This is a genomic window from Tenacibaculum sp. 47A_GOM-205m (genome assembly GCF_000518405.1).
Taxonomy (GTDB): Bacteria; Bacteroidota; Bacteroidia; order Flavobacteriales; family Flavobacteriaceae; genus Polaribacter; species Polaribacter lutimaris.
Genome location: NZ_JADN01000003.1, coordinates 264,510 through 287,783 on the forward strand (window position 1 = coordinate 264,510; position 23,274 = coordinate 287,783).

Consider the following 23,274-nt stretch of genomic DNA (forward strand, 5'->3'; position numbering starts at 1 on the left):
TATGGCTAAGCAATCAGCAATTCAACAAGACGGGACTATTACAGAAGCTTTATCAAACGCTATGTTCCGTGTAGAATTAGAAAACGGACATATTGTTACGGCGCACATTTCGGGAAAAATGCGTATGCATTATATCAAATTATTACCTGGAGATAAGGTGAAATTAGAAATGAGTCCGTATGATTTATCAAAGGCAAGAATTACTTACAGATATTAAAAACACACACTGATGAAAGTAAGAGCATCATTAAAGAAAAGAAGTGCTGACTGCAAAATTGTACGCAGAAAAGGCCGTTTATACGTAATTAACAAAAAGAATCCTAGATTTAAACAAAGACAAGGATAATAAATAAGACACTAGTCATTAGTAATTAGTAGTTAGATGAATCTGTTTGAAATAGAAATGTTTAGGATTCTAACAACTAAAAGCTAACAGCTAAAAACTAAATTATATGGCAAGAATCGCAGGTATAGATATTCCAAAGAATAAAAGAGGTGTTATCGCTTTAACATATATCTTTGGTGTAGGAAGAAGCAGAGCTAAAGAGATTTTAGCAGCTGCTAACATAGACGAAAGCATCAAAGTTCAAGATTGGACTGATGATCAAATTGCAGCAATTCGTGAGCAAGTAGGAACTTACACTATTGAAGGTGAGTTACGTTCTGAAGTTCAATTAAACATTAAACGTTTAATGGACATCGGATGTCAAAGAGGTATTCGTCACAGACTTGGTTTACCATTAAGAGGACAAAGAACGAAGAATAACTCTCGTACAAGAAAAGGTAAGAGAAAAACTGTAGCTAACAAGAAAAAATAATCATTGATTATTTTTTACTAATAGTAAAGAATTATGGCAAAGTCTAAAGTAACAAAAAAACGTAAAGTTATAATTGAATCAGTTGGTGAAGCTCACGTAACTGCATCATTTAACAATATTATTATTTCTTTAACAAACAAAAAAGGTGATGTAATTTCTTGGTCATCTGCAGGTAAAATGGGTTTCAGAGGTTCTAAAAAGAACACTCCTTACGCAGCTCAATTAGCAGCAGAAGATTGTGCAGAAGTTGCAAAAGAAGCTGGTTTACGTAAAGTAAAAGTGTATGTTAAAGGACCAGGTAACGGTAGAGAATCTGCAATCAGATCTATCCACAATGCTGGTATCGAAGTAACTGAAATCATCGATGTTACTCCAATCCCACACAACGGATGTCGTCCACCTAAAAGAAGAAGAGTATAAGTTGAAGTAATTCAACTTATACTTTATTTAGTGTACCTTTGTGCACAAAAAATTAAGTATTTTAACAACAGTAGGATTAAAAGATTATCGAAGGAGTACGCCTTAATTCATAATCCCTACTAAATTAATTAGAAATGGCAAGATATACAGGACCAAAAACTAAGATTGCTCGTAAGTTTGGCGAAGCAATTTTCGGAGATGATAAAAACTTCGAAAAAAGAAATTACCCTCCAGGACAACATGGTGTTGCTAAACGTAGAGGTAAAAAATCGGAATATGCTATCCAGTTAATGGAGAAGCAAAAAGCAAAATATACTTATGGTATTTTAGAGCGTCAATTCCGTAACATATTTAAGAAAGCACAAGCATCAGGAGGAATTACTGGTGAGGTGTTATTACAATTATGTGAGTCTCGTTTAGATAATGTTGTGTTCCGTTTAGGTATCGCTACTTCTCGTAGAGCTGCTCGTCAATTAGTTTCTCACCGTCACATTACAGTTAACGGAGATATCGTAAACATTCCTTCTTACAGATTACAAGCAGGAGATGTTGTTGCAGTAAGAGAGAAATCTAAATCATTAGAAGCTATCGAAAATGCATTAGCTGCTAATAGTTCTGTTTACGAGTGGTTAACTTGGAATGCTGATTTGAAATCAGGAACTTTTGTAAAAGCTCCAGAAAGATTACAAATTCCTGAGAACATTAAAGAGCAATTAATCGTAGAATTATACTCTAAGTAATAAATTAATTATATTGGTATTTAGCCAAAGGGTTTATTCGTACTTCTTCAAACCTATAAACCGCGCAACTGAATAACAATTAAAACGAAGAAAACAAATTAATATGGCAATTTTAAATTTTCAAAAACCTGATAAGGTAATTATGATTGAATCTACTGATTTTTCAGGAAGATTTGAATTTAGACCTCTTGAACCAGGTTTTGGATTAACAGTTGGTAATGCTTTAAGAAGAGTATTATTATCTTCATTAGAAGGATTCGCTATTACATCATTACGTATCGATGGAGTAGATCACGAATTTTCAACAATTCAAGGTGTTGTAGAAGACGTAACTGAAATCATCTTAAACTTAAAACAAGTTCGTTTTAAGAAACAGATTGAAGAATCTGACAGAGAAACAGTTTCTATCGCAATATCAGGACAAGAGCAATTAACCGCTGGAGATTTACAAAAATTTATTTCAGGTTTCCAAGTATTAAACCCAGATTTAGTGCTTTGTAACATGGATAAATCAGTAACGTTAAATGCTGAAATTACCATTGAAAAAGGTAGAGGTTTTGTACCAGCAGAAGAAAACAAAAGAGCTGGTGCACCTTTAGGAACAATTTTCACAGATTCTATTTACACTCCAATTAAGAATGTAAAATATGCAATTGAAAATTTCCGTGTAGAGCAAAAGACCGATTATGAAAAATTAGTTTTCGATATCGATACTGATGGTTCTATCAATCCTAAAGATGCCTTAACCGAAGCAGCTAAGATTTTAATCCACCACTTTATGTTATTCTCTGATGAGCGTATAACTTTAGAGGCAGATGAAATCGCACAGACTGAAACATATGATGAGGAATCATTACACATGCGTCAGTTATTAAAGACGAAATTAGTTGATATGGATTTATCAGTTCGTGCTTTAAACTGTTTAAAAGCTGCAGAAGTTGATACTTTAGGAGACTTAGTATCATTTAACAAAAGTGATTTAATGAAGTTCAGAAACTTTGGTAAAAAATCATTAACTGAATTAGACGAGTTAGTGGCTAACAAAGGATTAAATTTCGGGATGGATTTAAGTAAATACAAATTAGATAAAGATTAACCTTTCATATTTTGCTCCCCTAAACTAGGGTAGTAGCAAGATGAGAGCTAAAACCAAATGTCATGAGACACGGAAAGAAATTTAATCATTTAGGTAGAAAGACAGCGCACAGAAAAGCGATGTTATCTAACATGGCTTGTTCTTTAATCGAGCACAAGCGAATCAATACTACAGAAGCTAAAGCAAAAGCTTTACGTAAGTTTGTTGAGCCTTTAATTACAAAATCTAAAGATGATACAACTCACAACCGTCGTGTAGTATTTAGTTACTTACGTAACAAAGAGGCTGTTACAGAATTATTCAAAGAAGTTTCTGTAAAAGTTGCAGACAGACCTGGAGGATATGTACGTATAATCAAGTTAGGAAACCGTCAAGGAGATAACGCTCCTATGGCTATGGTTGAGTTAGTTGATTATAACGAGTTATACAACCCAAAAGGTGACAAAGCTAAAAAGAGTACTCGTCGTAGCCGTCGTGGTGGAGCGAAGAAAACTGAAGCTGCTGCTGTTGAAACTCAAACTTCACAAGAAGAAGAATAAAAATGAAAATTTTTATAAATTAAATCAAAGGGATGAACATTTTAATGTTTATCCCTTTTTTTATATCTTTAGAAGATTAATCTAAAAAAAAAGTTATGAATGATTTTAAAAAAAGCTTTTTGGGTGTTTTTAGTTTGTTGTTTGCAGTGTATTGTCATTCTCAAAAAGGAAGTCCAGATGACATAAATATCCAGCACCCTATATCTGAAGTGGCAAGTTTGTCTAATTTTAATCCAAACATGCTTGGTGGAAGTTATATATATAAAAGAGAAATACCAACAGTTAAAAATGCTGCAGAAAAAGGAATTAAAGGCTCTTTTTATTTGTTTGATAATTGGAATAACAAAAGTATTATTGTTTCTCGGGCAGAGAAAACTTATGAACTTAACAATTTGAATTTTGATTTAGAAGAAGGAAAGTTTTTGTCTAAAGTTTCAAAAGATAGTGTTTATGTTTATAAAGATTTAAAAGAAGTAAAAGTAGAAGACAAATCTTTTATTAATATTAAAGGAGATTATTACTTAGAGCTTTATAAAGGTAATGAAATATCATTTTTTAAAAAATATTCTGGGAAGTTAAATCCTCCATTAATGAATAAGATGACAAACCAACAACTTAAACCAGCAGAGTTTGTTAAAAAAGAGAATTATTATATTAAAAAGGAAGATAAGTTAAAAGGTATTGACTTAAATAAAAGACAGGTTTTAAAGATTTTAACAACCAACAATAAGAAAAAAGCATTGTCTTATATAGAAGAGAATAATTTGTCTCTTAAAAATGAAGGTGAAATAATTTCTTTATTTAGATACATAGATAACTTATAATTAATTTAAATTATGGAAAGAATCTCTGTATTATCTTTATTGTTATTTGTTAATGTGATTTTTTCACAAAGTCAGTTAAATTTAACAAAGATTACTGGAACTTATAATAATGGGGAATTTTCAGAGTTTTCTGAAAATAATGAGATGAATGGAACACCTTTTTTGTTTGATAGCTGGAATAATCCTTCCATTATAACATTAACCACTGGGAAAATATATAAACTTTCTAATATAAATTATGATCTCAATAGGAAGAAATTTGTAAGTAAAATTTCAGATAAAGAACTTTTTGTTTTTGAAAATATTAATGAGGTCATAGTAAAAGGAAAAAAGTATTTAAAAATTAATGATGTTTTTTATCAAGAAATTTTTTATAATCCAAAGGGTTTGTCTTTATTAAAGAAAATTTTGTTAAAAAAAGTTAAACCAGTAGTCAATAAAATGACATATCAGGTTATAAAAAAAGGAGAGTATAAAAAGAAAGGAAAATATTTTCTCAAAAAAGGAAATGAGTTAATAGAAGTAAAACTTAAAAAATCTTCTATTTTAAATGAGTTACCAAGAGAATTAAGAAAAGAGCTAGATAAATTTTCTAAACGAGAATCCTTGTCATTTAAAGATGAAGGAGATTTATTTAAAATAATGAGATATTATAATTCATTATAAAAGAACTTAAAAGGACAAACATTTAATGTTTGTCCTTTTTTTATATATTTTTGCAAACAAATTACACAACACCACTAAATGAAATATCAAACACGTAAAAAAGCATTAGTTTTATTAGCAGACGGAACTATTTTCTACGGTAAATCTATTGGGATAGAAGGAACCGCAACAGGAGAAATTTGTTTTAATACCGGTATGACAGGGTACCAAGAAATTTTTACTGACCCTTCTTACTTCGGACAACTTATGGTAACAACCAATGCACATATTGGTAATTATGGAGTTAACGATGAAGAAGTAGAATCAGATGGAATTAAAATTTCTGGATTAATTTGTCGTAATTTCAGTTTTACACACTCTCGTGTAGATTCTGATGGAAATTTATTAGATTGGTTTAAGAAACACAATTTAGTAGCTATTTCTGATGTAGATACCCGTGCATTAGTATCTTATATTAGAGATAATGGAGCAATGAACGCTATTATTTCTACTGAGGTAGATAATGTAGAGGAATTAAAAAAGCAGTTAGCTGAAACTCCAAATATGGAAGGATTAGAGTTAGCTTCTAAAGTGTCAACGAAAGAGCCATATTTTGTAGGAGATGAGAATGCACCGATTAAAATTTCAGCTTTAGATATTGGTATAAAGAAAAACATTTTGAGAAATTTAGCAAAAAGAGGAGCTTATATTAAAGTATACCCTTACAATGCAAGTTTTGAGGAAATGAGTGATTTCAATCCAGATGGATATTTTATTTCAAATGGACCTGGTGATCCAGAGCCTCTAGAAGAAGCTCAAAATACAGCAAAGCAAATAATCGAAAAAGATTTACCATTATTTGGAATTTGTTTAGGACACCAAGTAATTGCATTAGCTAACGGAATTTCTACTTATAAGATGCACAATGGTCACAGAGGAATTAATCATCCAGTAAAGAATTTGTTGACAGGTAAAGGAGAAATTACTTCTCAAAACCACGGGTTTGCTATCAATAGAGAAGAAACAGAAGCGCATCCAGATGTAGAGATTACACATGTACATTTAAATGACAATACGGTAGCAGGTATCAGAATGAAATCTAAAAATGTATTTTCTGTACAGTACCATCCAGAAGCGAGCCCTGGGCCACATGATGCAGAGTACTTATTTGATCAGTTTATCGAAAATATTAAAAAAGTAAAAGCTTAATAAAAATCTTTAAAAAATATAATACATTCCCGTGGGTCGTAACTCACGGGAATGTATCTTAAAAATAAACAACTATGAGTATGATAATCAACATTCACGCACGTCAAATTTTTGATTCAAGAGGGAATCCTACCGTAGAAGTAGATGTAACTACTGAAAACGGAGTTGTAGGTAGAGCAGCAGTGCCATCGGGGGCTTCTACAGGAGAACACGAAGCTGTTGAATTACGTGATGGAGGAAATGATTATATGGGTAAAGGAGTGTTAAAAGCTGTTGAAAATGTAAACACTGTAATTGCTCAAGAATTATTAGGAGTATCTGTTTTTGAACAAAATATGATTGATCAAATGATGATTGATTTAGACGGAACTCCAAATAAATCAGTATTAGGAGCAAATGCTATTTTGGGTGTTTCATTAGCAGTAGCTAAAGCTGCCGCAAATGAATTAGGATTACCATTATACCGTTATATAGGTGGTGTTTCAGCTAATACGTTGCCTGTTCCTATGATGAACATCATTAATGGAGGTTCTCATTCAGATGCACCAATCGCCTTCCAAGAGTTTATGGTAATGCCAGTAAAGGCTCAAAACTTTACAGAAGCGATGCAAGTGGGATCTGAAATTTTTCACCATTTAAAGAAAGTATTACACGATCGTAATTTGTCTACCGCCGTAGGTGATGAAGGAGGTTTTGCTCCGACGTTAGAAGGAACTGAGGACGCTATCGAAACAATTGCTTTAGCAACTAAAAATGCTGGTTATAAATTTGGTGATGAAGTAATGATAGCTTTAGATTGTGCTTCAGCTGAGTTTTATGTAGACGGAAAGTATGATTATACCAAGTTTGAAGGAGATAAAGGAGCTGTAAGAACATCAGAAGAGCAAGCTGCTTATTTAGCTGAGTTATGTGAAAAGTATCCTATTATTTCTATTGAAGATGGAATGGATGAAAATGATTGGGATGGATGGAAAATGCTAACAGAAAAAGTTGGGGATAAAGTTCAATTAGTAGGAGATGATTTATTTGTTACTAATGTTGAGCGTTTATCAAGAGGAATTGAAAACGGCATTGCAAATTCAATCTTAATCAAAGTAAACCAGATAGGTACATTAACAGAAACGATTGCTGCGGTAAATATGGCGCATAATGCAGGTTATACTTCTGTAATGAGTCACCGTTCAGGAGAAACTGAAGATAATACTATTGCTGATTTAGCGGTAGCGTTAAATTGTGGACAAATTAAAACTGGTTCAGCTTCACGTTCAGATCGTATGGCAAAGTATAATCAATTATTACGTATTGAGGAACAATTAGCAGATGTAGCTTACTATCCGCAAGAAAAAGCGTTTAAAGTAAAGTAATTACAAAAAACATTTATTAGTATATATAAAAACTCATACAGTTACTGTATGAGTTTTTTTTGTACTTATATATGATAGAAGTTTGAATAAAGTAGGGTATTGCCCTCTTATATTGTTATAAAGTTATTTAATAATAAAAAATAAGCTATGAAAAGAACAATGCTATTTATTTGCAGCTTAATCACTGTGACATTATTTTCTCAAGAAAAACAAACTGAAAGTGTTTGGAGAATTAATTTTTTAAATCCAGGTATTGAATATGAAATGCCAACAGGAAATAAATCAACACTTTCTGTTGGTTTAGGTATTGGATATAGCGGAAGCTATCCGCATTCTTCAGCTTCTGATGTAGATACAGGACTTGTGTATGCTATAAATCCTTTTGTTGATATACAGCACAAATGGTTTTACAATTTTGATAAGCGTAAAATAAAAGGATTGGATACCACCAACAATTCAGGAAATTTTGTGTCAGTTCGTGTCTTAACAAGAGGTAAAACTCTTTTTGGAGATGATGTAGTTACTGATAAATTAGATTTTGCTATAGGACCAACTTGGGGTATTCAACGTAAGTATGGTAAAAATTTCCATCTACTATTTGATATGGGGCCAATTTATTATTTTGATGTTGATGGAGGTCACGGCTTTTTTCCTTTGATGTTGCAACTAAACCTAGGGTTTGATTTGTAATATATTGTTAACAACAAACCTATTAAAATTGCTTTTATGAAGAATAAAATGGTTGCATTGCTGCTAATAATGCTATTTATTAGTGTCTTTTCAAATGCTCAAATAAGTATTTATGATACTGTACAAACAGGAAAAGAAATTGCTAAAGATGAAAAGAACTCAAATGAGTTACCTCCAAAACTTATTCAAACGATAGAGTTTGGAACATCTCTCCCAAGTGAAATAAAATATAGTTTTAGTACTGATGAGTATTTTTCAGCACAAGAATTAAAAAGACGTTTATCATTCGAATTATTTTACAATATAAGCTATCCTATTTTAAAGAAATTAACTTTTGGAGCCGTGGCAGGAATTCAACATCAATCGCAAGGAAGTATTACAGGGCTAAAATTAGGAGCAAGTTTTCGGTATTATTTTAAAAATTATGAGGGTGTCAATCTGTATTTAATGACCGCAAGAAGTATTGGTGTTTCAAATAATGTAAAAAACGAGGCAGGAGAAGGAAATATTCGAGTAGGCTTACAATTTCCTATAAAGGAGTTAACAGATTTTGATGATTTTAGAGTTGTTTTCAGTATTTTTTGGGACAATGATTCTTATGCGCTAAAAAAGCCTCTTTTAGGGACTGAAATACCAAGCGATATTGTTTTTCGATCAGGTTACGGCTTTGGAATTGGATTGCAGTTTTAAATGTTTTATTTATAGAGAATAAAATAGCTCATTTTGAAATAGATTTTTAATAAAAAAAAGTTATGTATTTATATCAAAAATCTATTTGTTGAGTCTTTTAAAATAATTCAAAAAATGGTATATTCGCAACTCACTTCAATCATTAAAATTTAAGAAATTTAAAATGTCAGATATAGCAAAATTACAAATTGGCGAAAAAACGTATGAGTTTCCTTTAGTAAAAGGAACAGAAAATGAAACCGCAATTGATATTAAAGCCTTAAGAGGAGCCACGGACGGTGTTATTACCATTGATCCAGGGTATAAAAATACAGGTTCATGCCAAAGTGCTATAACATTTTTAGATGGTGAACAAGGAATTTTAAGATACAGAGGATATTCTATTGAAGAATTAGCGGAAAAAGCAGACTTTTTAGAAGTAGCTTACTTGTTAATTTTTGGTGAGTTACCAACAAAAGAGCAATTAGATAAGTTTTATGCAGATATATTAGATGAAGCTATTGTAGATGATGATATTAAGAAAATCATTGATGCTTTTCCTAAAAATGCACACCCAATGGGAGTGTTATCTTCGTTAACATCAGCTTTAACAGCTTTTAATCCGTCTTCTGTAAATGTTGATTCAGAAGAAGATATGTACAAGGCTATCGTTAAAATTATGGGTAAATTCCCTGTTTTAGTAGCTTGGACATTACGTAAAAAACAAGGCCTACCATTACACTATGGCTCTCGTAAATTAGGATATGTAGAAAATATCTTAACAATGATGTTCCAAAAGCCTAATGATGAGTATGATTTAAACCCAATTATGATTAATGCTTTAGATAAGTTATTAATCTTACACGCAGACCACGAGCAAAACTGTTCAACTTCAACAGTACGTATCGTAGGTTCTTCTCATGCAGGTTTATTTGCATCATTATCAGCAGGTATCTCTGCGTTATGGGGACCTTTACATGGTGGAGCAAATCAAGCAGTACTTGAAATGTTAGAAGCTATCAAAGAAGATGGTGGAGATACTAAAAAATACATGGGTAAAGCAAAAGACAAAGAAGATCCTTTCCGTTTAATGGGATTCGGACACCGTGTATATAAAAACTTTGATCCAAGAGCAAAGATTATTAAGAAGGCAGCAGACGAAGTATTAGGAGATTTAGGAGTTGAAGATCCAATTTTAGATGTTGCTAAAGGTTTAGAAAGAGAAGCTTTAGAAGATCAATACTTTGTTGATAGAAAATTATACCCTAACGTAGATTTTTACTCAGGTATTATCTACCGTGCGATGGGAATTCCTGTAGAAATGTTTACTGTAATGTTTGCCTTAGGGCGTTTACCAGGATGGATTGCTCAATGGAGAGAAATGCGTTTACGCAAAGAGCCAATCGGTCGTCCACGTCAAGTATATGTTGGAGAGAATTTAAGGGAGTTCGTAGAAATAGACAAAAGATAAAACATGAAAAAAGTGTCATTTAATAATTTAAATGACATTTTTTTATTTAATATAATTGATGATGAAAGAAATTAAAATTATCAAAAATAGATCAGATATTGGAGCTGGAACTCGCGGTTCTGATATGGGAGTTGATGCTATTGAAATAGCAGCCATAAATAAAAAAAGTAATTATTTTGATTCGCATGATTTTGAAGACGTTATTACAGAAAACGAATCAATTTACAATAAAGTAAACAACTCATTTGCAAAACGAATTGATAGCGTTTTTAATCAATGTAAACGTTTAAGTAACCATGTGAAAGTTAATTTGCAAGAAGGAAAGTTTCCAATAGTTTTGTCAGGAGATCATTCTTCAGCATTAGGAACCATTAGTGGTGTTAAGGCAGCTTACCCAACACAAAGAGTAGGTGTGGTTTGGATTGATGCTCATGGTGACTTACACTCACCTTATACATCGCCATCTGGGAATATTCACGGTATGCCTTTGTCTGCTGCAATTTCAGATGACAATTTAGACTGCCAAATTAATGATGTAGATAGAGAAACGTCAGAGTTATGGGAACGTATGAAAAACATCGGTGTTCCGGGGCAGAAAGTATTGCCAGAAGATATTGTCTTCTTTGGAGTTCGTGATACAGAAGAACCAGAGGATAAACAAATGGAGAAGTATGGTATTAAAAACTATATGGTTGCTGAAGTTCGTTATAGAGGATTAGATGTTTGTGTAAACGAAGCTTTAGATAAACTTTCTAATTGTGATGTTATTTATGTGTCGTTTGATGTAGATTCAATGGATTGTGATATGATTTCTTATGGAACAGGAACACCTGTGCCTAAAGGATTTGATCAATATGAAATCATTAATATTATCAATGGATTATTAGCAAGTAAAAAAGTAGCTTGTGTAGAATTTGTTGAAGTAAATCCGTTATTAGATTTCAAAGGAAATAAAATGGCTGAAACTGCTTTTGAAGTACTTGAAGAAGTAACTAAAAAAGTAAAGACTTTATAAAAAAATATAAAACAAAATAAAAAAGCGAGTATGTACATACTCGCTTTTTTATTTTACAAAGGTAGTTTAGAAAAATAAACACTTATATTTGCTTCAGTAAACTTTAGGAGTAGCTAGTTCGCTAGTTTGAGAAACATCCTTAGAACCTGATATGGTTAACACCAGCGTAGGGAAAAGTTGTAACATTTTATTCGGTGTCGTTTTTCTTTTAAAGAAACGATTCTGAACTTCTTCTACAGTTTACTTTAAAATAAGTTTTATATGATAACCTTAAAAGTAAACGACACTCAAAAAGAATTTTCTAGAACACTTTCGTTACAAGATTTAGTTAATGAGCTAAAAGTTAAAACTAATGGTATTGCTATTGCAGTTAATAGTAACGTAGTGAAAAAGGAAGAGTGGACTTCACATATGCTCCAAAATAATGATAATATTTTAATCATTAAATCCACACAAGGAGGTTAATATTTTCAGCAAACAAAATTCACAAGAATAAACAAACAACCCTAAAATGAAGAAAAAAGATACAGCACCAAAACAAGATGGTGTAACAAGGCAACCGTTTCCGAATTCAAAAAAAATATATGTTCAAGGAAAAATCCATCCGCAGATAAAAGTAGCAATGCGTGAAATTGAATTGAGCGACACTGTGGATTCGATGACTAAAAAAAGAACACCAAACGAACCCGTAACAGTGTATGATACTTCTGGGCCATATACAGATCCAACGAAAGAAATTAATATTCATAATGGATTAGAGCGTATTCGTGAACAGTGGATTTTAGATAGAGGTGATGTAGAAGAGCTTAATGAATTTACTTCGGAGTATTGCAACGAACGATTAAATGATAAAAGCTTAGACCATTTACGTTTCAACTTAAAAAGTAAACCAAAAAGAGCTAAAAAAGGACATAATGTAACACAGTTACATTATGCAAAAAAAGGAATTATTACTCCAGAAATGGAATATATTGCCATTCGTGAAAATCAGCGAATAGATGAAATGACACGTTTGTCAGAGCAACATCCAGGACAAGATTTCGGAGCGAGTATTCCTGCAAAAATTACACCTGAATTTGTTAGAGAAGAAGTAGCAAGAGGACGTGCGGTAATTCCTTCGAATATAAACCACCCAGAAGCAGAACCTATGATTTTAGGACGTAATTTTTTAGTGAAAATTAATGCTAACATAGGAAATTCAGCGACAACCTCATCAATAGAAGAAGAAGTGGAAAAAGCAGTTTGGGCATGTCGTTGGGGAGCAGATAATATCATGGATTTATCTACAGGAAAAAATATTCATGAAACTCGTGAATGGATTATCCGTAATTCACCAGTACCAGTAGGAACCGTACCTATTTATCAAGCTTTAGAAAAAGTAAATGGAGTTGCTGAAGATTTAACTTGGGAAATATTTAGAGACACATTAATAGAACAAGCAGAGCAAGGAGTAGATTACTTTACGATTCATGCAGGAGTTCGTTTGCGTTATGTACCTATGACGGCAAAACGTATTACAGGAATTGTATCAAGAGGAGGATCTATCATGGCAAAATGGTGTTTAGCACATCATAAAGAGAGCTTTTTATATACACATTTTGAAGAAATTTGTGAAATTATGAAAGCTTATGATGTCGCTTTTTCATTAGGAGATGGTTTACGTCCTGGCTCAATTGCAGATGCAAATGACGAAGCGCAGTTTGCTGAATTAGAAACCTTAGGAGAGTTAACAAAAATAGCGCGTAAACATGAAGTACAATGTTTTATTGAAGGGCCTGGTCACGTGCCGATGCATATGATTAAAGCGAATATGGATAAACAATTAGAAGCTTGTGATGAAGCTCCGTTTTATACCTTAGGACCTTTAACTACGGATATTGCACCAGGATACGATCATATTACCTCAGGTATTGGAGCAGCGATGATTGGATGGTTTGGTTGTGCTATGTTGTGTTATGTTACACCAAAAGAACATTTAGGGTTACCAAATAAAGAAGATGTACGTACAGGAGTGGTTACTTATAAATTAGCAGCTCATGCAGCTGATTTAGCAAAAGGACACCCAGGAGCGCAACACAGAGATGATGCTTTAAGTAAAGCACGTTTTGAATTCCGTTGGGAAGATCAATTCAATTTAGGATTGGATCCAGAACTAGCAAGAGAGTATCACGATGAAACCTTACCTGCTGAGGGAGCTAAAATTGCACACTTTTGCTCGATGTGTGGACCAAAATTTTGTTCTATGAAAATATCACAAGAAGTACGTGATTTTGCAGCTGAGAATAAAGTAGAAGGAGATGAAGTGTTTGCAAAAGGAATGGAGGAGAAATCAAAAGAATTTAAAGATAAAGGATCAGAAGTATACCTATAAATTCTGAATATAGAATTATGAATTACGAGTTGACAATTTCTAAATTCGTAATTCATAATTTAAAACCGATTATATGATTGTTTTAATAGCTCCAGAAAAAGACATCCCGAATGAAATTAAAATTCTTCAGCAATTATTTGAAGAAGGATTGGAATATTATCATTTCAGAAAACCTGACAAGAATTATGAAGAGCATGTAGCTTATTTGAATCAGATAGATGAAGAATATCATAATAGAATAGTCACTCATTATTTTCATGAGCTCATCAATGAATTCAATTTAAAAGGCATTCATTTTCAAGAACAAAAAAGAATTGATGCTTTAGAGAATGGAAATGAATATTTTATCGGGTTAGATATGATAGGAAAAACAATGAGTAGTTCCTTTCATGAGCCTTCGGCATTAGAAAATTGTGATATTGAATTTGATTATCATTTATTAAGCCCTGTTTTTTCATCTATTTCAAAGAAAGGCTATGAAGGAAGAGGTTTTGATGTAAATCATATAGATAAAACGATTATAGGAATGGGAGGAATCAATACCGATACCATTGAAAAAACGTTAGCATTAGGTTTTCAAGGAATAGGAGTTTTAGGTGGAGTTTGGAATGCAGAAAATCCTGTTGAAAGTTTTAAAAATATTAAACGGCATTACGAAATTCATAATTCATAATTGAAAAATAAGACATATATATTAACCATTGCAGGTCATGACCCGTCGGGAGGCGCAGGATTGACTTCGGATATAAAAACATTTGAAGCACATGGTTTATATGGACTTTCGGTATGTACAGCAGTTACAGTCCAAAATGATGTGGACTTTAAAGAATGTGTTTGGATTGAAAAAGAAGTAATCATCAACCAAATTACATCTTTATTTGAACGCTTTAAGATATCAGTAGTAAAAATAGGAATCATCCAGTCTTGGAAAATATTACTAGAAATTGTTCAGGTTCTAAAAAAACATAATCCATCCATAAAAATAGTAGTAGACCCTATTTTAAAAGCGAGTGCTGGATTTGATTTTCATTCTGAAAAGCATACAAAAGTGTTTGAAGAAGTATTGCAACATTGTGATTTTATCACTCCAAATTATGATGAAATCAAAGCTATGTTTTCTAATAAATCGATTGAAGAAACCATTGAGTTTATTTCAGAAAAGACTAATGTTTATTTAAAAGGTGGACACAGAGAAGACAAAAAAGGATGGGATGAAGTATATCACAATAAGATAGTACAGTTAAATATTCCACCGAAAGCTACATCCGTTTTTGAAAAACACGGAAGTGGTTGTGTGTTGTCTTCTGCTTTAGCTTCAAACATAGCAAAAAAACTTTCTTTAGAAGATGCATGTATATATGCGAAATGGTATACAGAACAATTTTTAAATTCTAATAAAACGCTCTTAGGAGAGCACAACTATAAATGATAAGTAAATTACATTATATAACTCAAGGGAAAACTCCAGAAGAACATTTAGAAAATATTCAAAAAGCATGTGCTTCTGGAGCAGAGTGGGTACAACTTCGATTAAAGAATCTGGATCCGAAAACTGTTTTAGAAACAGCACAAAAAGCGAGAGAAATTACGAGTCACTTTCAAACACGGTTAATTATAAACGATTACTACAAAGTAGCTAAAGAAGTCAATGCAGATGGAGTTCATTTAGGAAAAACCGATACATGTCCGTTAAAAGCTCGTGAGTATTTAGGGAAATGGTATTCCATTGGTGGGACTGCTAATACTTTAGAAGATTGTAAAATTCTATTAGAGAAAAAAGTAGATTATATTGGTTTGGGGCCTTTTCAATTTACAGAAACTAAAAAGAATTTGAGTCCAGTTTTAGGAGCTGTTGGATATCAAGTAATTTTAGAAGCGTTAAATACAACTACTCCCATCATAGCTATTGGGGGAATTACTATAGAAAATGTACCTGAAATTATAAATACAGGAGTGTATGGTGTTGCTGTGTCAGGAGCGATTACTCAAAATTTTAACTCGATTTCTACATTTCATAAAATATTAAAAGCACCTAGCAACAACGAACAAGTGTATAAGTTAGGTGATAACAAATAGTAAAAATGAACACAAAATTAACGATAGCCGATAAAATATTTACCTCTCGATTATTTACAGGAACAGGAAAATTCAGTTCTTCTGAATTAATGAGAGAAGCTTTGTTAGCTTCAGAAAGTGAACTGATAACAGTTGCTTTAAAAAGAGTAGATGTTCAAGATGAAGAAGATGATATTTTATCACATTTAAATCATTCTCGAATTAACTTACTACCGAATACCTCAGGAGTAAGAACTGCAAAGGAAGCTGTTTTTGCCGCAGAGTTATCTAGAGAAGCTTTGGAAACAAATTGGGTGAAGTTAGAAATACATCCAGACCCAAGGTATTTATTACCTGATCCTATTGAAACTTTAAAAGCGGCAGAAGAGTTAGTAAAAAAGGGATTTGTTGTAATGCCTTATATGCATGCTGACCCAGTTTTATGCAAGCGATTAGAAGAAGTAGGAACGCAATGTGTGATGCCTTTAGGAGCTCCTATTGGAAGTAACAAAGGATTGAAGACGTTGGAGTTTTTAGAAATTATTATTGAGCAATCAAATGTTCCAGTAGTAGTAGATGCAGGTATTGGAGCGCCTTCTCATGCAGCGTATGCTATGGAATTAGGTGCCGATGCTGTTTTGGTAAATACCGCTATTGCTGTATCACAAAATCCAGTAGCCATGGCACAAGCTTTTAAGATGGCAGTTGAAGCAGGAAGAATGGCTTACGAAGCAAAATTAGCACCTGTAAGAACACAAGCAGAAGCAAGTAGTCCGTTAACGAGTTTTTTAAGTTAGCTAATAAAACTAACAATATATTATGAGTAGTTTCAAAACAGTATTCAATCAATACAATTGGGATGATACGTTGCAAAGCATTTTTAATAAAACAGCTGCAGATGTAGAAAATGCTTTATCAAAGAATAAACTTGATTTGGAAGATTTTAAAGCGCTTATTTCACCCGCAGCAAAACCTTTTTTAGAACAGATGGCTCAAAAAAGTCGTATGTTGACTAAAAAGCGCTTTGGAAATACCATTCAAATGTATGCTCCGATGTATTTGAGTAACGAATGTCAGAATATATGTACCTATTGCGGATTCAGTTTTACAAACAAAATTCCGAGGAGAACTTTAACCGATGCCGAAATACTGAAAGAAGTTGCTTTTTTAAAAGCGAAAGGGTACAATCATATTTTATTAGTAACAGGTGAAGCCAATAGAACAGTTGGAGTCGATTATATTAAAAATGCAATTGAATTGATTCGTTCTCAATTTTCAAATATTACCATAGAAGTGCAACCTTTAGATCAACATGAGTATGAATTGTTAATCGAAAGCGGATTGTATGCCGTATTGGTATATCAAGAAACCTATCATCAGCAAGAATATAAAAAGCATCACCCGAAGGGAAAAAAATCAAATTTTGAGTACCGTTTGGAAACTCCTGATAGATTAGGTAAAGCAGGAATTCATAAAGTTGGTTTAGGTGCTTTATTCGGATTGGAAGACTGGCGTGCAGATAGCTTTTTTACAGCATTGCATTTAAAATATATGCAGAAAACCTACTGGAAAACGAAGTATTCAATTTCATTTCCACGATTAAGACCTCATTCAGAAGGATTAGAACCTAAGGTTGAAATGACAGATGCAGATTTGGTGCAATTAATCTGTGCATTTAGAATGCTAGATGAAGATGTAGAGTTGTCTATGTCTACCCGAGAAAGCGAAGTTTTTAGAAATAATATTGTTAATTTAGGGGCTACCTCAATGAGTGCAGAATCTAAAACAAACCCAGGGGGATATAGCGTTGAACCTCAGTCGTTAGAACAATTTGAAATTTCAGACGAACGAAATACCGAAGAAATTGTAGAGATGCTAAAAGGTCAAGGATTAGAAGTAGTTTGGAAAGATTGGGAGCATTTTCAGTATTGATTATTAAATTAAAAGGAAAATGAAATTATATACAAATTGCAAGTCTTGTAAGAAAGATATAAGAATTAAATCAAGTGCTCAAACGAGACCTGATCTTCAAATGGAAAAAGGAGAAGAATTTGTAGTAAACTGTTTAAGTTGTGGAAGAACAGATAAAAAACATGTAAATGATATAAAAGCAGAATCGAGTAGATTTATTTTATTGATAGGCTTGGTTTTAGGGGGTATAGTGACAAGTATTTTATGGTTTTTTTATGGAGCAATAGCTAGTATAGTAGTGGCAATACCATTAATATTTTGGCAAGAGCAGATGAAAGCTACAAAGTCATTTAATTCATATATGATTAGACGAAAATAGTAGCTTAGATGTTAACCAAGAAAGAACAAAAACAATACAATCGTCATTTAATTCTCGATAAAATAGGAGAAGAAGGGCAACTAAAACTAAAACAAGCTAAGGTATTAGTAATAGGAGCTGGCGGATTAGGCTGTCCAGTTCTACAATATTTAACAGCAGCTGGTATCGGAACGATTGGAATTATAGATGATGATGTAGTAGATCAAAGTAATTTACAGCGTCAGGTTTTATATACGATAGATGATATAGGAAAGTCAAAAGCGCAAACAGCGGCAAATAGGTTATCAAAATTAAATCCGTTTGTTCAGTTTCATGTCTATCAAGAGAAATTAACCAATCAGAACGCCATTTCTTTATTTGAGAAATATGATGTAATTGTAGATGGGAGCGATAATTTTGCTACTCGTTATTTAACCAACGATGCCGCGGTACTCACTCAAAAAGCATTAGTATATGGAGCCATTTTTAAATTTGAAGGACAAGTAAGTGTGTTCAATTATCAAGGAAGTGCTACGTATCGATGTTTATATCCAACTCCACCCAAACCAGAAGAATCACCCAATTGCTCAGAAATTGGAGTAATAGGGGTGTTACCCGGAATTATAGGAAGTTTACAAGCTAATGAAACTATTAAAATTATTTGTGGAATAGGAGAAGTGTTAGCTAATAAATTATTGATGTATGATACCTTAAGTATGCGTCAAATGATATTGAAATTTGAAAAGATGGACAAAGCTGAAATTACTGAATTAGATAAAGATTATGAATTTTTTTGCGGAATTAAAGCAGCCACCCACGAAATAACTTTGGAAGAACTACAAAATAATCAGTCAGCATATAATCTATTAGATGTTCGTGAAGATTGGGAGCGAGAGCAACATCATATTGGTGGACAACATATTCCGTTAGGAGAACTTCCTAATAGATATCAAGAAATAGCAACAGACAAACCTGTAGTGGTTTATTGTAAATCAGGAGTACGAAGCCAACGAGCTATTGAATTTCTTGAAGAACATTATAATACAATCGCGTTTTTAAACTTAAAAGGAGGTTTAAAATAAATAAAACATCAGCTTAATTATTAAGCTGATGTTTTATTATAAAATAAGGTGTTCTTAAATTGTTTTAGAAAGAATATAGAATTTAGAAAGTTCACCTTCAATTACTTTTCCTTCAGTATCTAATGCAATTAAAGCACCTTCAATACACTTGTACTGAGGGTTTCTATCAGGAATGTTTAAAATGATATTTGTTTCTTTTTTGCCCCATGAAAAACTCCCTTTTTCAACAAAGCTATTATGCTCTTCACCTAAATATACTTCAGTCAGTTCAAACGTTAAATCAGTGTTTAATTTAAGCGTAGTATTAATTCCAGGACAGCTAACACAAGGTAGAGTTCCTTCATAGGTTCCAACCCAATCTAAAGAGTTTTTAGCATTGTGTTCATCAACAAACTCTTGTTTAGGTTGCTGCTCAACTCTTTTTTCAGTATTACTATTGCTTTGGTTTTCGCAAGAGAAAAATACTAACGAAGCCATGGCTAAAATAGTAGCCGATTTTTTAATTGATTTTCTATTCATTTTAAACAGTTTTAATAAAGCTTTTACTAGCAGTTATTATGCCATAAATTACTTTTGAATAAAAGGAAATAAGACTAAAATTAATTAGTTGTGAGGTGTAGCAATTTTTTTGTTTACTAGTTTTGTAGGTGTTTATTTTCTTTAATAATTTTTATTGCTTTATCTATATATAGTTTTGAATCATAGTTTTTAATGCTTTCCTTTATGTAATAATCTATATACAAGCCCTTTCTTTGAACCATATCACCATTTGGGTAAAAAGCACCAATACCAGTAAAATAAAACTCTTGTTTGTCTGGTAAAATAGCGGAGGTAATATTCATTACTGCACCCATGGTTTGTTCGCCAATAGTAATACAATTTGGAGATTGTTGTATTGCCATACCAAAATATTCGGCCATACTACCTGTTTGTCTGTTTACAAGAAGTATAATTTTACCTTTAAAGTAATTAGAGTTCCTTTTCCCAATTTCAAATGGGTTTGAAATAAATTTTAAAGGAGCCGAAGCAGGATATTCTCCTAAAGAGGGAGCTTTGTCTAAAGGAGTTAATATTTTAATAAACTCTTTTTTTTCAGGGAACAAATGCTTTGAAAAATCCTTAAGTTTAAGATTTCTTGGATAATTTCTTAAGTCTAAAATAATACCATCATCGTTTTCATTTTCTTTAAAAACTTTAGAAAACTCTTTAGAGTTAATATTAGCTAAGTTTATGTAAGTTATTTTAGAAGAAACCTTTTTCCAATTCGTTTTTTCGGGTTTAGCCAGGGTTTTATATCCATCTATTTTAAATGATTTGAATAGTTTTAATTTCGTTTCTTTTAAATTACCATTTTTATCCAGACTATGCACTTTTAAAGAATCCGAACTGTTTCTTAATATAAGTCTATTTAATCTGTGTTTTAAATAAGTTTCATTTGAGACAGATATAAGGTTAGAAAAATTAGTCTTAATATAATCGGGTATGTTCTGATTATTAATTTTTACTATTATTTCACCTAAGTTAATATTGTTGTTTTCTGCTAATGTTTTGTTATATATTGATGTTACAAGTAATGAATCATTAATTATTTTTATTCCAAATGCGGGTGAATATTTAAAAAGTGATTCGTAAAAGTAGGTTGATGTTTTATATGAATGAGAATCATTTAATAAGGCAAACATGTTGAGTTTAGAAATTTCGTATTCTTCAATAGTATTAGCATTTACAAAGTTTTTAATTAATTCGTCTAAGGCATCTACCCAATTAATGTCTGTTAAATATTTATTTACATTCCAATATTGAATAATGTTCCAATAACTATATAATTCTAATAGTCTATGGTTTTTTAATTTAGCATTAAAATTAGGGAATCCTTTTTCATTACTGAATGAAATCATCTTAGTTAATTTACTAGAAGAAGCATAATAATCTCCAATGTTACCATTGTTCTTTAGTTTAGTTAGCTTACTTTTTATTTCTGGTGTAAATGCAAACTCATCTATCCAATCATAATTGAAATTTTTTCTAAAAATTTTTTCAGAATCAATTTTAAGAGAGATGGTTTTATGTTTTGTAGTTGCTTTGTTATATTTAGAAATAAAGGAATTTAATTTTGTATTTAGTTTTTCTTGTTCTTCAATATGATTTATAGAGTCTAAAAAAGAGATCAATTCTAAGTCCCAATTATACATTCCTCTACTAATATCAGGATGATGATACTTAAGCAAGCCCCAAACCAACCCTATTTGTTTATATTTTTCAGTTTGAGAAACTTTTGTTTGAGAATAAATAACAAATGGAAATAAGAATAGTATGATTGCTTTCTTTAACATGATTTTTTTGTTATAAAATTAACTAGAGAGATTATATTTTTTTTGTTTAGATTAGTTAAAACAGAGTTAAATTAATACGCTGTAAAAGATACCTGATTTTACTTTACCTTCGCAGTATGCAACAAACAACGAATACGATAGTAATGGTTCGTCCTGCAAGTTTTAGGATGAATGAGCAAACAGCAGTAAATAATTATTACCAGCAGAAATTGTCAGGAATGTTGCCTGCATCAATTAATGCGAAAGCTCAAGAAGAATTTGATGCTTTTGTGCATAAACTTCAATCCGTTGGAGTAGAAGTTGTGGTTATTGAAGATACCAAAGAACCGGACACTCCTGATGCGTTGTTTCCTAACAACTGGATTTCTTTCCATGAGAATGGAGATGTTGCTATTTATCCAATGTTTGCAGAAAATCGCCGTTTAGAGCGAAGAGAAGATGTGTTAGAGGTATTGGAAGAAAAAGGCTTTGTAATAGAAAATGTTGTAGACTACTCTGAAGCGGAAGAAGAAGGGATTTTCTTAGAAGGAACTGGGAGTATGATTTTAGATAGGTACAACAGAAAAGCTTATTGTGCTTTGTCTCCTCGTGCAGATGAAGAACTATTTATTGAATTTTGTGAAGATTTTGAATTTACTCCTGTACTATTTGAAGCTAACCAAACGGTTGATGGACAAAGAGAAGCTATTTATCACACTAATGTAATGATGTGTGTGGCAGAAACTTTTGCGGTGGTGTGTTTAGATTCGATAGATGATAAAAAGGAAAAGAAAAATCTTTTAAAACATTTGAAGTCAGACGGAAAAGAAGTTATTGCTATTTCAGAACAACAAGTAACTCGGTTTGCAGGAAATATGTTACAAGTTAGAGGAAATAATGACGAACGTTATTTAATAATGAGCACTTCTGCCTACGAATCGTTGACAAATCAGCAATTAAAAAGCTTAGAAAAACACACAAAAATAGTACATAGTTCATTACAAACTATTGAAACCTGTGGTGGTGGAAGTGCTCGTTGCATGATGGCTGAGGTATTTTTACCAAAAAACTAATAGGTTACTTCGAGATAAACCTTCCAGATATTTAAAGAAAACTATTTTAAGTTTTTAGAGGCAAAGACCTTATGGAATAAAACCCTTGGCTACTGCCCTGTGATTAAACAATCATGCTATTATTCGGAACTTTATAGTTTTTGTAGTACTGCATTAAGATAAATGAACAAATTACCGAAGAGGCAATTCCTTCAATTGCTAGCGCAAATACAACTAGAGGTAAACTTAACTTTTGTCCCCAAAAAGAAGATTTTTCAAGAACATTCATAAAGCTTGGGTCAATAAAGTCTACATAAATAATCAAACTTACAATAGTTAATGCTACAGCAACAATAGAAGTTCCTATTCCCAATAAAAAATTGCTGAAGTATACTGACTCATGATTTCTAATAATGTTTGTTTTAATAGCTCTGTTAATACCATACAAAACAAATGCAAAGTTTAAAAAACGCAGTTCAGCAACATCCTCTAACCCAAAAATTTTCATAACTAAAAAGTAACCAGCAATGCCTGCAAAAATTAGCAAAGCATTACTGAATATAATTCTATTGCTCGCCATAATATACTTTTTAAGATTTAGTAGTCTTAAAAGTACAAAATAATCGGATGAAA

General features: G+C 32.1%; 28 protein-coding genes and 1 riboswitch. Of the genes, 25 read left to right on the forward strand and 3 right to left on the reverse strand.

Annotation, left to right across the window (positions count from 1 at the left end; genetic code table 11):
- Nucleotide 1 precedes the first annotated feature (1 nt).
- The 24 genes from infA to moeB all read left to right on the forward strand — a co-directional run bounded on the left by infA (nt 2) and on the right by moeB (nt 19,277).
- The gene (gene infA, locus N534_RS0101265) at nt 2–217 is read left to right on the forward strand and encodes a translation initiation factor IF-1 (protein WP_004568721.1); all 216 of its coding nucleotides are present in this window, start codon (nt 2–4) and stop codon (nt 215–217) included.
- 12 nt (nt 218–229) lie between these two features.
- Nucleotides 230–346, forward strand: a complete 117-nt coding sequence (gene ykgO, locus N534_RS15170; protein ID WP_010181906.1) for a type B 50S ribosomal protein L36 — start codon at nt 230–232, stop codon at nt 344–346.
- Between the two features lie 106 nt (nt 347–452).
- Nucleotides 453–818, forward strand: coding sequence for a 30S ribosomal protein S13 (rpsM, locus tag N534_RS0101270; protein WP_028890746.1), 366 nt, complete (start codon nt 453–455; stop codon nt 816–818).
- A 33-nt stretch (nt 819–851) separates the two neighbouring features.
- On the forward strand, nt 852–1,238 hold the full coding sequence (gene rpsK / locus N534_RS0101275) for a 30S ribosomal protein S11 (protein ID WP_028890747.1): 387 nt from the start codon (nt 852–854) through the stop codon (nt 1,236–1,238).
- A 134-nt stretch (nt 1,239–1,372) separates the two neighbouring features.
- Nucleotides 1,373–1,978, forward strand: coding sequence for a 30S ribosomal protein S4 (gene rpsD, locus N534_RS0101280; RefSeq protein ID WP_028890748.1), 606 nt, complete (start codon nt 1,373–1,375; stop codon nt 1,976–1,978).
- Nucleotides 1,979–2,081: 103 nt separating this feature from the next.
- Complete coding sequence (locus N534_RS0101285) at nt 2,082–3,074, forward strand: DNA-directed RNA polymerase subunit alpha (protein ID WP_028890749.1); 993 nt, start codon at nt 2,082–2,084, stop codon at nt 3,072–3,074.
- A gap of 62 nt (nt 3,075–3,136) precedes the next feature.
- Nucleotides 3,137–3,613 (forward strand): 50S ribosomal protein L17, encoded by a 477-nt coding sequence (rplQ, locus tag N534_RS0101290; RefSeq protein ID WP_028890750.1) that lies wholly within the window; start codon nt 3,137–3,139, stop codon nt 3,611–3,613.
- Between the two features lie 95 nt (nt 3,614–3,708).
- Nucleotides 3,709–4,437, forward strand: coding sequence for a hypothetical protein (locus N534_RS0101295; RefSeq protein ID WP_028890751.1), 729 nt, complete (start codon nt 3,709–3,711; stop codon nt 4,435–4,437).
- A 12-nt stretch (nt 4,438–4,449) separates the two neighbouring features.
- Nucleotides 4,450–5,103 carry a hypothetical protein gene (locus N534_RS0101300; protein WP_028890752.1) on the forward strand — a complete coding sequence of 218 codons (654 nt, stop codon included), beginning with the start codon at nt 4,450–4,452 and terminating at the stop codon, nt 5,101–5,103.
- A gap of 78 nt (nt 5,104–5,181) precedes the next feature.
- Entirely contained in the window at nt 5,182–6,291 is a 1,110-nt protein-coding gene (gene carA / locus N534_RS0101305; protein ID WP_028890753.1) for a glutamine-hydrolyzing carbamoyl-phosphate synthase small subunit, read from the forward strand.
- Nucleotides 6,292–6,365: 74 nt separating this feature from the next.
- Entirely contained in the window at nt 6,366–7,655 is a 1,290-nt protein-coding gene (gene eno, locus N534_RS0101310) for a phosphopyruvate hydratase (RefSeq protein ID WP_028890754.1), read from the forward strand.
- Nucleotides 7,656–7,802: 147 nt separating this feature from the next.
- Nucleotides 7,803–8,345, forward strand: a complete 543-nt coding sequence (locus N534_RS0101315) for a hypothetical protein (protein WP_028890755.1) — start codon at nt 7,803–7,805, stop codon at nt 8,343–8,345.
- 36 nt (nt 8,346–8,381) lie between these two features.
- Nucleotides 8,382–9,035: a hypothetical protein gene (locus N534_RS0101320; protein ID WP_156025517.1), complete on the forward strand. Its 654-nt coding sequence runs from the start codon at nt 8,382–8,384 to the stop codon at nt 9,033–9,035.
- A gap of 163 nt (nt 9,036–9,198) precedes the next feature.
- Nucleotides 9,199–10,485 carry a citrate synthase gene (locus N534_RS0101325; RefSeq protein WP_028890757.1) on the forward strand — a complete coding sequence of 429 codons (1,287 nt, stop codon included), beginning with the start codon at nt 9,199–9,201 and terminating at the stop codon, nt 10,483–10,485.
- A 58-nt stretch (nt 10,486–10,543) separates the two neighbouring features.
- Nucleotides 10,544–11,500, forward strand: coding sequence for an arginase (locus N534_RS0101330; RefSeq protein ID WP_028890758.1), 957 nt, complete (start codon nt 10,544–10,546; stop codon nt 11,498–11,500).
- A 95-nt stretch (nt 11,501–11,595) separates the two neighbouring features.
- Nucleotides 11,596–11,690: riboswitch (TPP riboswitch) on the forward strand.
- Between the two features lie 71 nt (nt 11,691–11,761).
- Nucleotides 11,762–11,965: a sulfur carrier protein ThiS gene (gene thiS, locus N534_RS0101335; protein WP_028890759.1), complete on the forward strand. Its 204-nt coding sequence runs from the start codon at nt 11,762–11,764 to the stop codon at nt 11,963–11,965.
- 46 nt (nt 11,966–12,011) lie between these two features.
- Nucleotides 12,012–13,871 (forward strand): phosphomethylpyrimidine synthase ThiC, encoded by a 1,860-nt coding sequence (gene thiC, locus N534_RS0101340; RefSeq protein WP_028890760.1) that lies wholly within the window; start codon nt 12,012–12,014, stop codon nt 13,869–13,871.
- 73 nt (nt 13,872–13,944) lie between these two features.
- The gene (locus tag N534_RS0101345) at nt 13,945–14,544 is read left to right on the forward strand and encodes a thiamine phosphate synthase (protein ID WP_028890761.1); all 600 of its coding nucleotides are present in this window, start codon (nt 13,945–13,947) and stop codon (nt 14,542–14,544) included.
- Nucleotides 14,545–15,300, forward strand: coding sequence for a hydroxymethylpyrimidine/phosphomethylpyrimidine kinase (locus N534_RS0101350; protein WP_028890762.1), 756 nt, complete (start codon nt 14,545–14,547; stop codon nt 15,298–15,300).
- Nucleotides 15,297–15,947, forward strand: coding sequence for a thiamine phosphate synthase (gene thiE / locus N534_RS0101355; RefSeq protein WP_028890763.1), 651 nt, complete (start codon nt 15,297–15,299; stop codon nt 15,945–15,947). Before N534_RS0101350 ends, thiE begins: the two co-directional genes overlap by 4 nt.
- 5 nt (nt 15,948–15,952) lie before the next feature.
- A complete protein-coding gene (locus N534_RS0101360) occupies nt 15,953–16,723 on the forward strand; it encodes a thiazole synthase (protein WP_028890764.1) in 771 nt (256 codons plus the stop codon).
- A gap of 22 nt (nt 16,724–16,745) precedes the next feature.
- Entirely contained in the window at nt 16,746–17,858 is a 1,113-nt protein-coding gene (gene thiH / locus N534_RS0101365) for a 2-iminoacetate synthase ThiH (protein ID WP_028890765.1), read from the forward strand.
- Nucleotides 17,859–17,877: 19 nt separating this feature from the next.
- Nucleotides 17,878–18,216 carry a hypothetical protein gene (locus N534_RS0101370; protein WP_028890766.1) on the forward strand — a complete coding sequence of 113 codons (339 nt, stop codon included), beginning with the start codon at nt 17,878–17,880 and terminating at the stop codon, nt 18,214–18,216.
- Between the two features lie 8 nt (nt 18,217–18,224).
- A complete protein-coding gene (gene moeB / locus N534_RS0101375) occupies nt 18,225–19,277 on the forward strand; it encodes a molybdopterin-synthase adenylyltransferase MoeB (protein ID WP_028890767.1) in 1,053 nt (350 codons plus the stop codon).
- 54 nt (nt 19,278–19,331) lie between these two features.
- Here moeB and N534_RS0101380 read toward each other — a convergent pair whose 3' ends face one another.
- Nucleotides 19,332–19,796 (reverse strand): copper resistance protein NlpE, encoded by a 465-nt coding sequence (locus N534_RS0101380; protein WP_051435810.1) that lies wholly within the window; start codon nt 19,794–19,796, stop codon nt 19,332–19,334.
- A 116-nt stretch (nt 19,797–19,912) separates the two neighbouring features.
- Nucleotides 19,913–21,610 carry a S41 family peptidase gene (locus N534_RS0101385; protein WP_028890769.1) on the reverse strand — a complete coding sequence of 566 codons (1,698 nt, stop codon included), beginning with the start codon at nt 21,608–21,610 and terminating at the stop codon, nt 19,913–19,915.
- Between the two features lie 116 nt (nt 21,611–21,726).
- Between N534_RS0101385 and ctlX the strand changes: the two genes are divergently transcribed.
- Nucleotides 21,727–22,662 (forward strand): citrulline utilization hydrolase CtlX, encoded by a 936-nt coding sequence (gene ctlX / locus N534_RS0101390; protein WP_028890770.1) that lies wholly within the window; start codon nt 21,727–21,729, stop codon nt 22,660–22,662.
- Nucleotides 22,663–22,765: 103 nt separating this feature from the next.
- Here the strand turns inward: ctlX and N534_RS0101395 are convergent, their stop codons facing one another.
- Entirely contained in the window at nt 22,766–23,221 is a 456-nt protein-coding gene (locus N534_RS0101395) for a hypothetical protein (protein ID WP_028890771.1), read from the reverse strand.
- Nucleotides 23,222–23,274: the final 53 nt, after the last annotated feature.

Coding starts and splice junctions, on each gene's coding strand:
- eno (WP_028890754.1), top strand. CDS start 6,366: ATGAGTATGATAATCAACATTCACGCACGTCAAATTTTTGATTCAAGA.
- N534_RS0101285 (WP_028890749.1), top strand. CDS start 2,082: ATGGCAATTTTAAATTTTCAAAAACCTGATAAGGTAATTATGATTGAA.
- N534_RS0101395 (WP_028890771.1), bottom strand. CDS start 23,221: ATGGCGAGCAATAGAATTATATTCAGTAATGCTTTGCTAATTTTTGCA.
- ctlX (WP_028890770.1), top strand. CDS start 21,727: ATGCAACAAACAACGAATACGATAGTAATGGTTCGTCCTGCAAGTTTT.
- thiS (WP_028890759.1), top strand. CDS start 11,762: ATGATAACCTTAAAAGTAAACGACACTCAAAAAGAATTTTCTAGAACA.
- thiC (WP_028890760.1), top strand. CDS start 12,012: ATGAAGAAAAAAGATACAGCACCAAAACAAGATGGTGTAACAAGGCAA.
- N534_RS0101345 (WP_028890761.1), top strand. CDS start 13,945: ATGATTGTTTTAATAGCTCCAGAAAAAGACATCCCGAATGAAATTAAA.
- infA (WP_004568721.1), top strand. CDS start 2: ATGGCTAAGCAATCAGCAATTCAACAAGACGGGACTATTACAGAAGCT.
- ykgO (WP_010181906.1), top strand. CDS start 230: ATGAAAGTAAGAGCATCATTAAAGAAAAGAAGTGCTGACTGCAAAATT.
- N534_RS0101385 (WP_028890769.1), bottom strand. CDS start 21,610: ATGTTAAAGAAAGCAATCATACTATTCTTATTTCCATTTGTTATTTAT.
- moeB (WP_028890767.1), top strand. CDS start 18,225: ATGTTAACCAAGAAAGAACAAAAACAATACAATCGTCATTTAATTCTC.
- N534_RS0101330 (WP_028890758.1), top strand. CDS start 10,544: ATGATGAAAGAAATTAAAATTATCAAAAATAGATCAGATATTGGAGCT.
- N534_RS0101315 (WP_028890755.1), top strand. CDS start 7,803: ATGAAAAGAACAATGCTATTTATTTGCAGCTTAATCACTGTGACATTA.
- thiE (WP_028890763.1), top strand. CDS start 15,297: ATGATAAGTAAATTACATTATATAACTCAAGGGAAAACTCCAGAAGAA.
- thiH (WP_028890765.1), top strand. CDS start 16,746: ATGAGTAGTTTCAAAACAGTATTCAATCAATACAATTGGGATGATACG.
- N534_RS0101300 (WP_028890752.1), top strand. CDS start 4,450: ATGGAAAGAATCTCTGTATTATCTTTATTGTTATTTGTTAATGTGATT.
- N534_RS0101320 (WP_156025517.1), top strand. CDS start 8,382: ATGAAGAATAAAATGGTTGCATTGCTGCTAATAATGCTATTTATTAGT.
- N534_RS0101360 (WP_028890764.1), top strand. CDS start 15,953: ATGAACACAAAATTAACGATAGCCGATAAAATATTTACCTCTCGATTA.
- rplQ (WP_028890750.1), top strand. CDS start 3,137: ATGAGACACGGAAAGAAATTTAATCATTTAGGTAGAAAGACAGCGCAC.
- carA (WP_028890753.1), top strand. CDS start 5,182: ATGAAATATCAAACACGTAAAAAAGCATTAGTTTTATTAGCAGACGGA.
- rpsD (WP_028890748.1), top strand. CDS start 1,373: ATGGCAAGATATACAGGACCAAAAACTAAGATTGCTCGTAAGTTTGGC.
- N534_RS0101380 (WP_051435810.1), bottom strand. CDS start 19,796: ATGAATAGAAAATCAATTAAAAAATCGGCTACTATTTTAGCCATGGCT.
- N534_RS0101325 (WP_028890757.1), top strand. CDS start 9,199: ATGTCAGATATAGCAAAATTACAAATTGGCGAAAAAACGTATGAGTTT.
- N534_RS0101295 (WP_028890751.1), top strand. CDS start 3,709: ATGAATGATTTTAAAAAAAGCTTTTTGGGTGTTTTTAGTTTGTTGTTT.
- rpsK (WP_028890747.1), top strand. CDS start 852: ATGGCAAAGTCTAAAGTAACAAAAAAACGTAAAGTTATAATTGAATCA.
- rpsM (WP_028890746.1), top strand. CDS start 453: ATGGCAAGAATCGCAGGTATAGATATTCCAAAGAATAAAAGAGGTGTT.
- N534_RS0101370 (WP_028890766.1), top strand. CDS start 17,878: ATGAAATTATATACAAATTGCAAGTCTTGTAAGAAAGATATAAGAATT.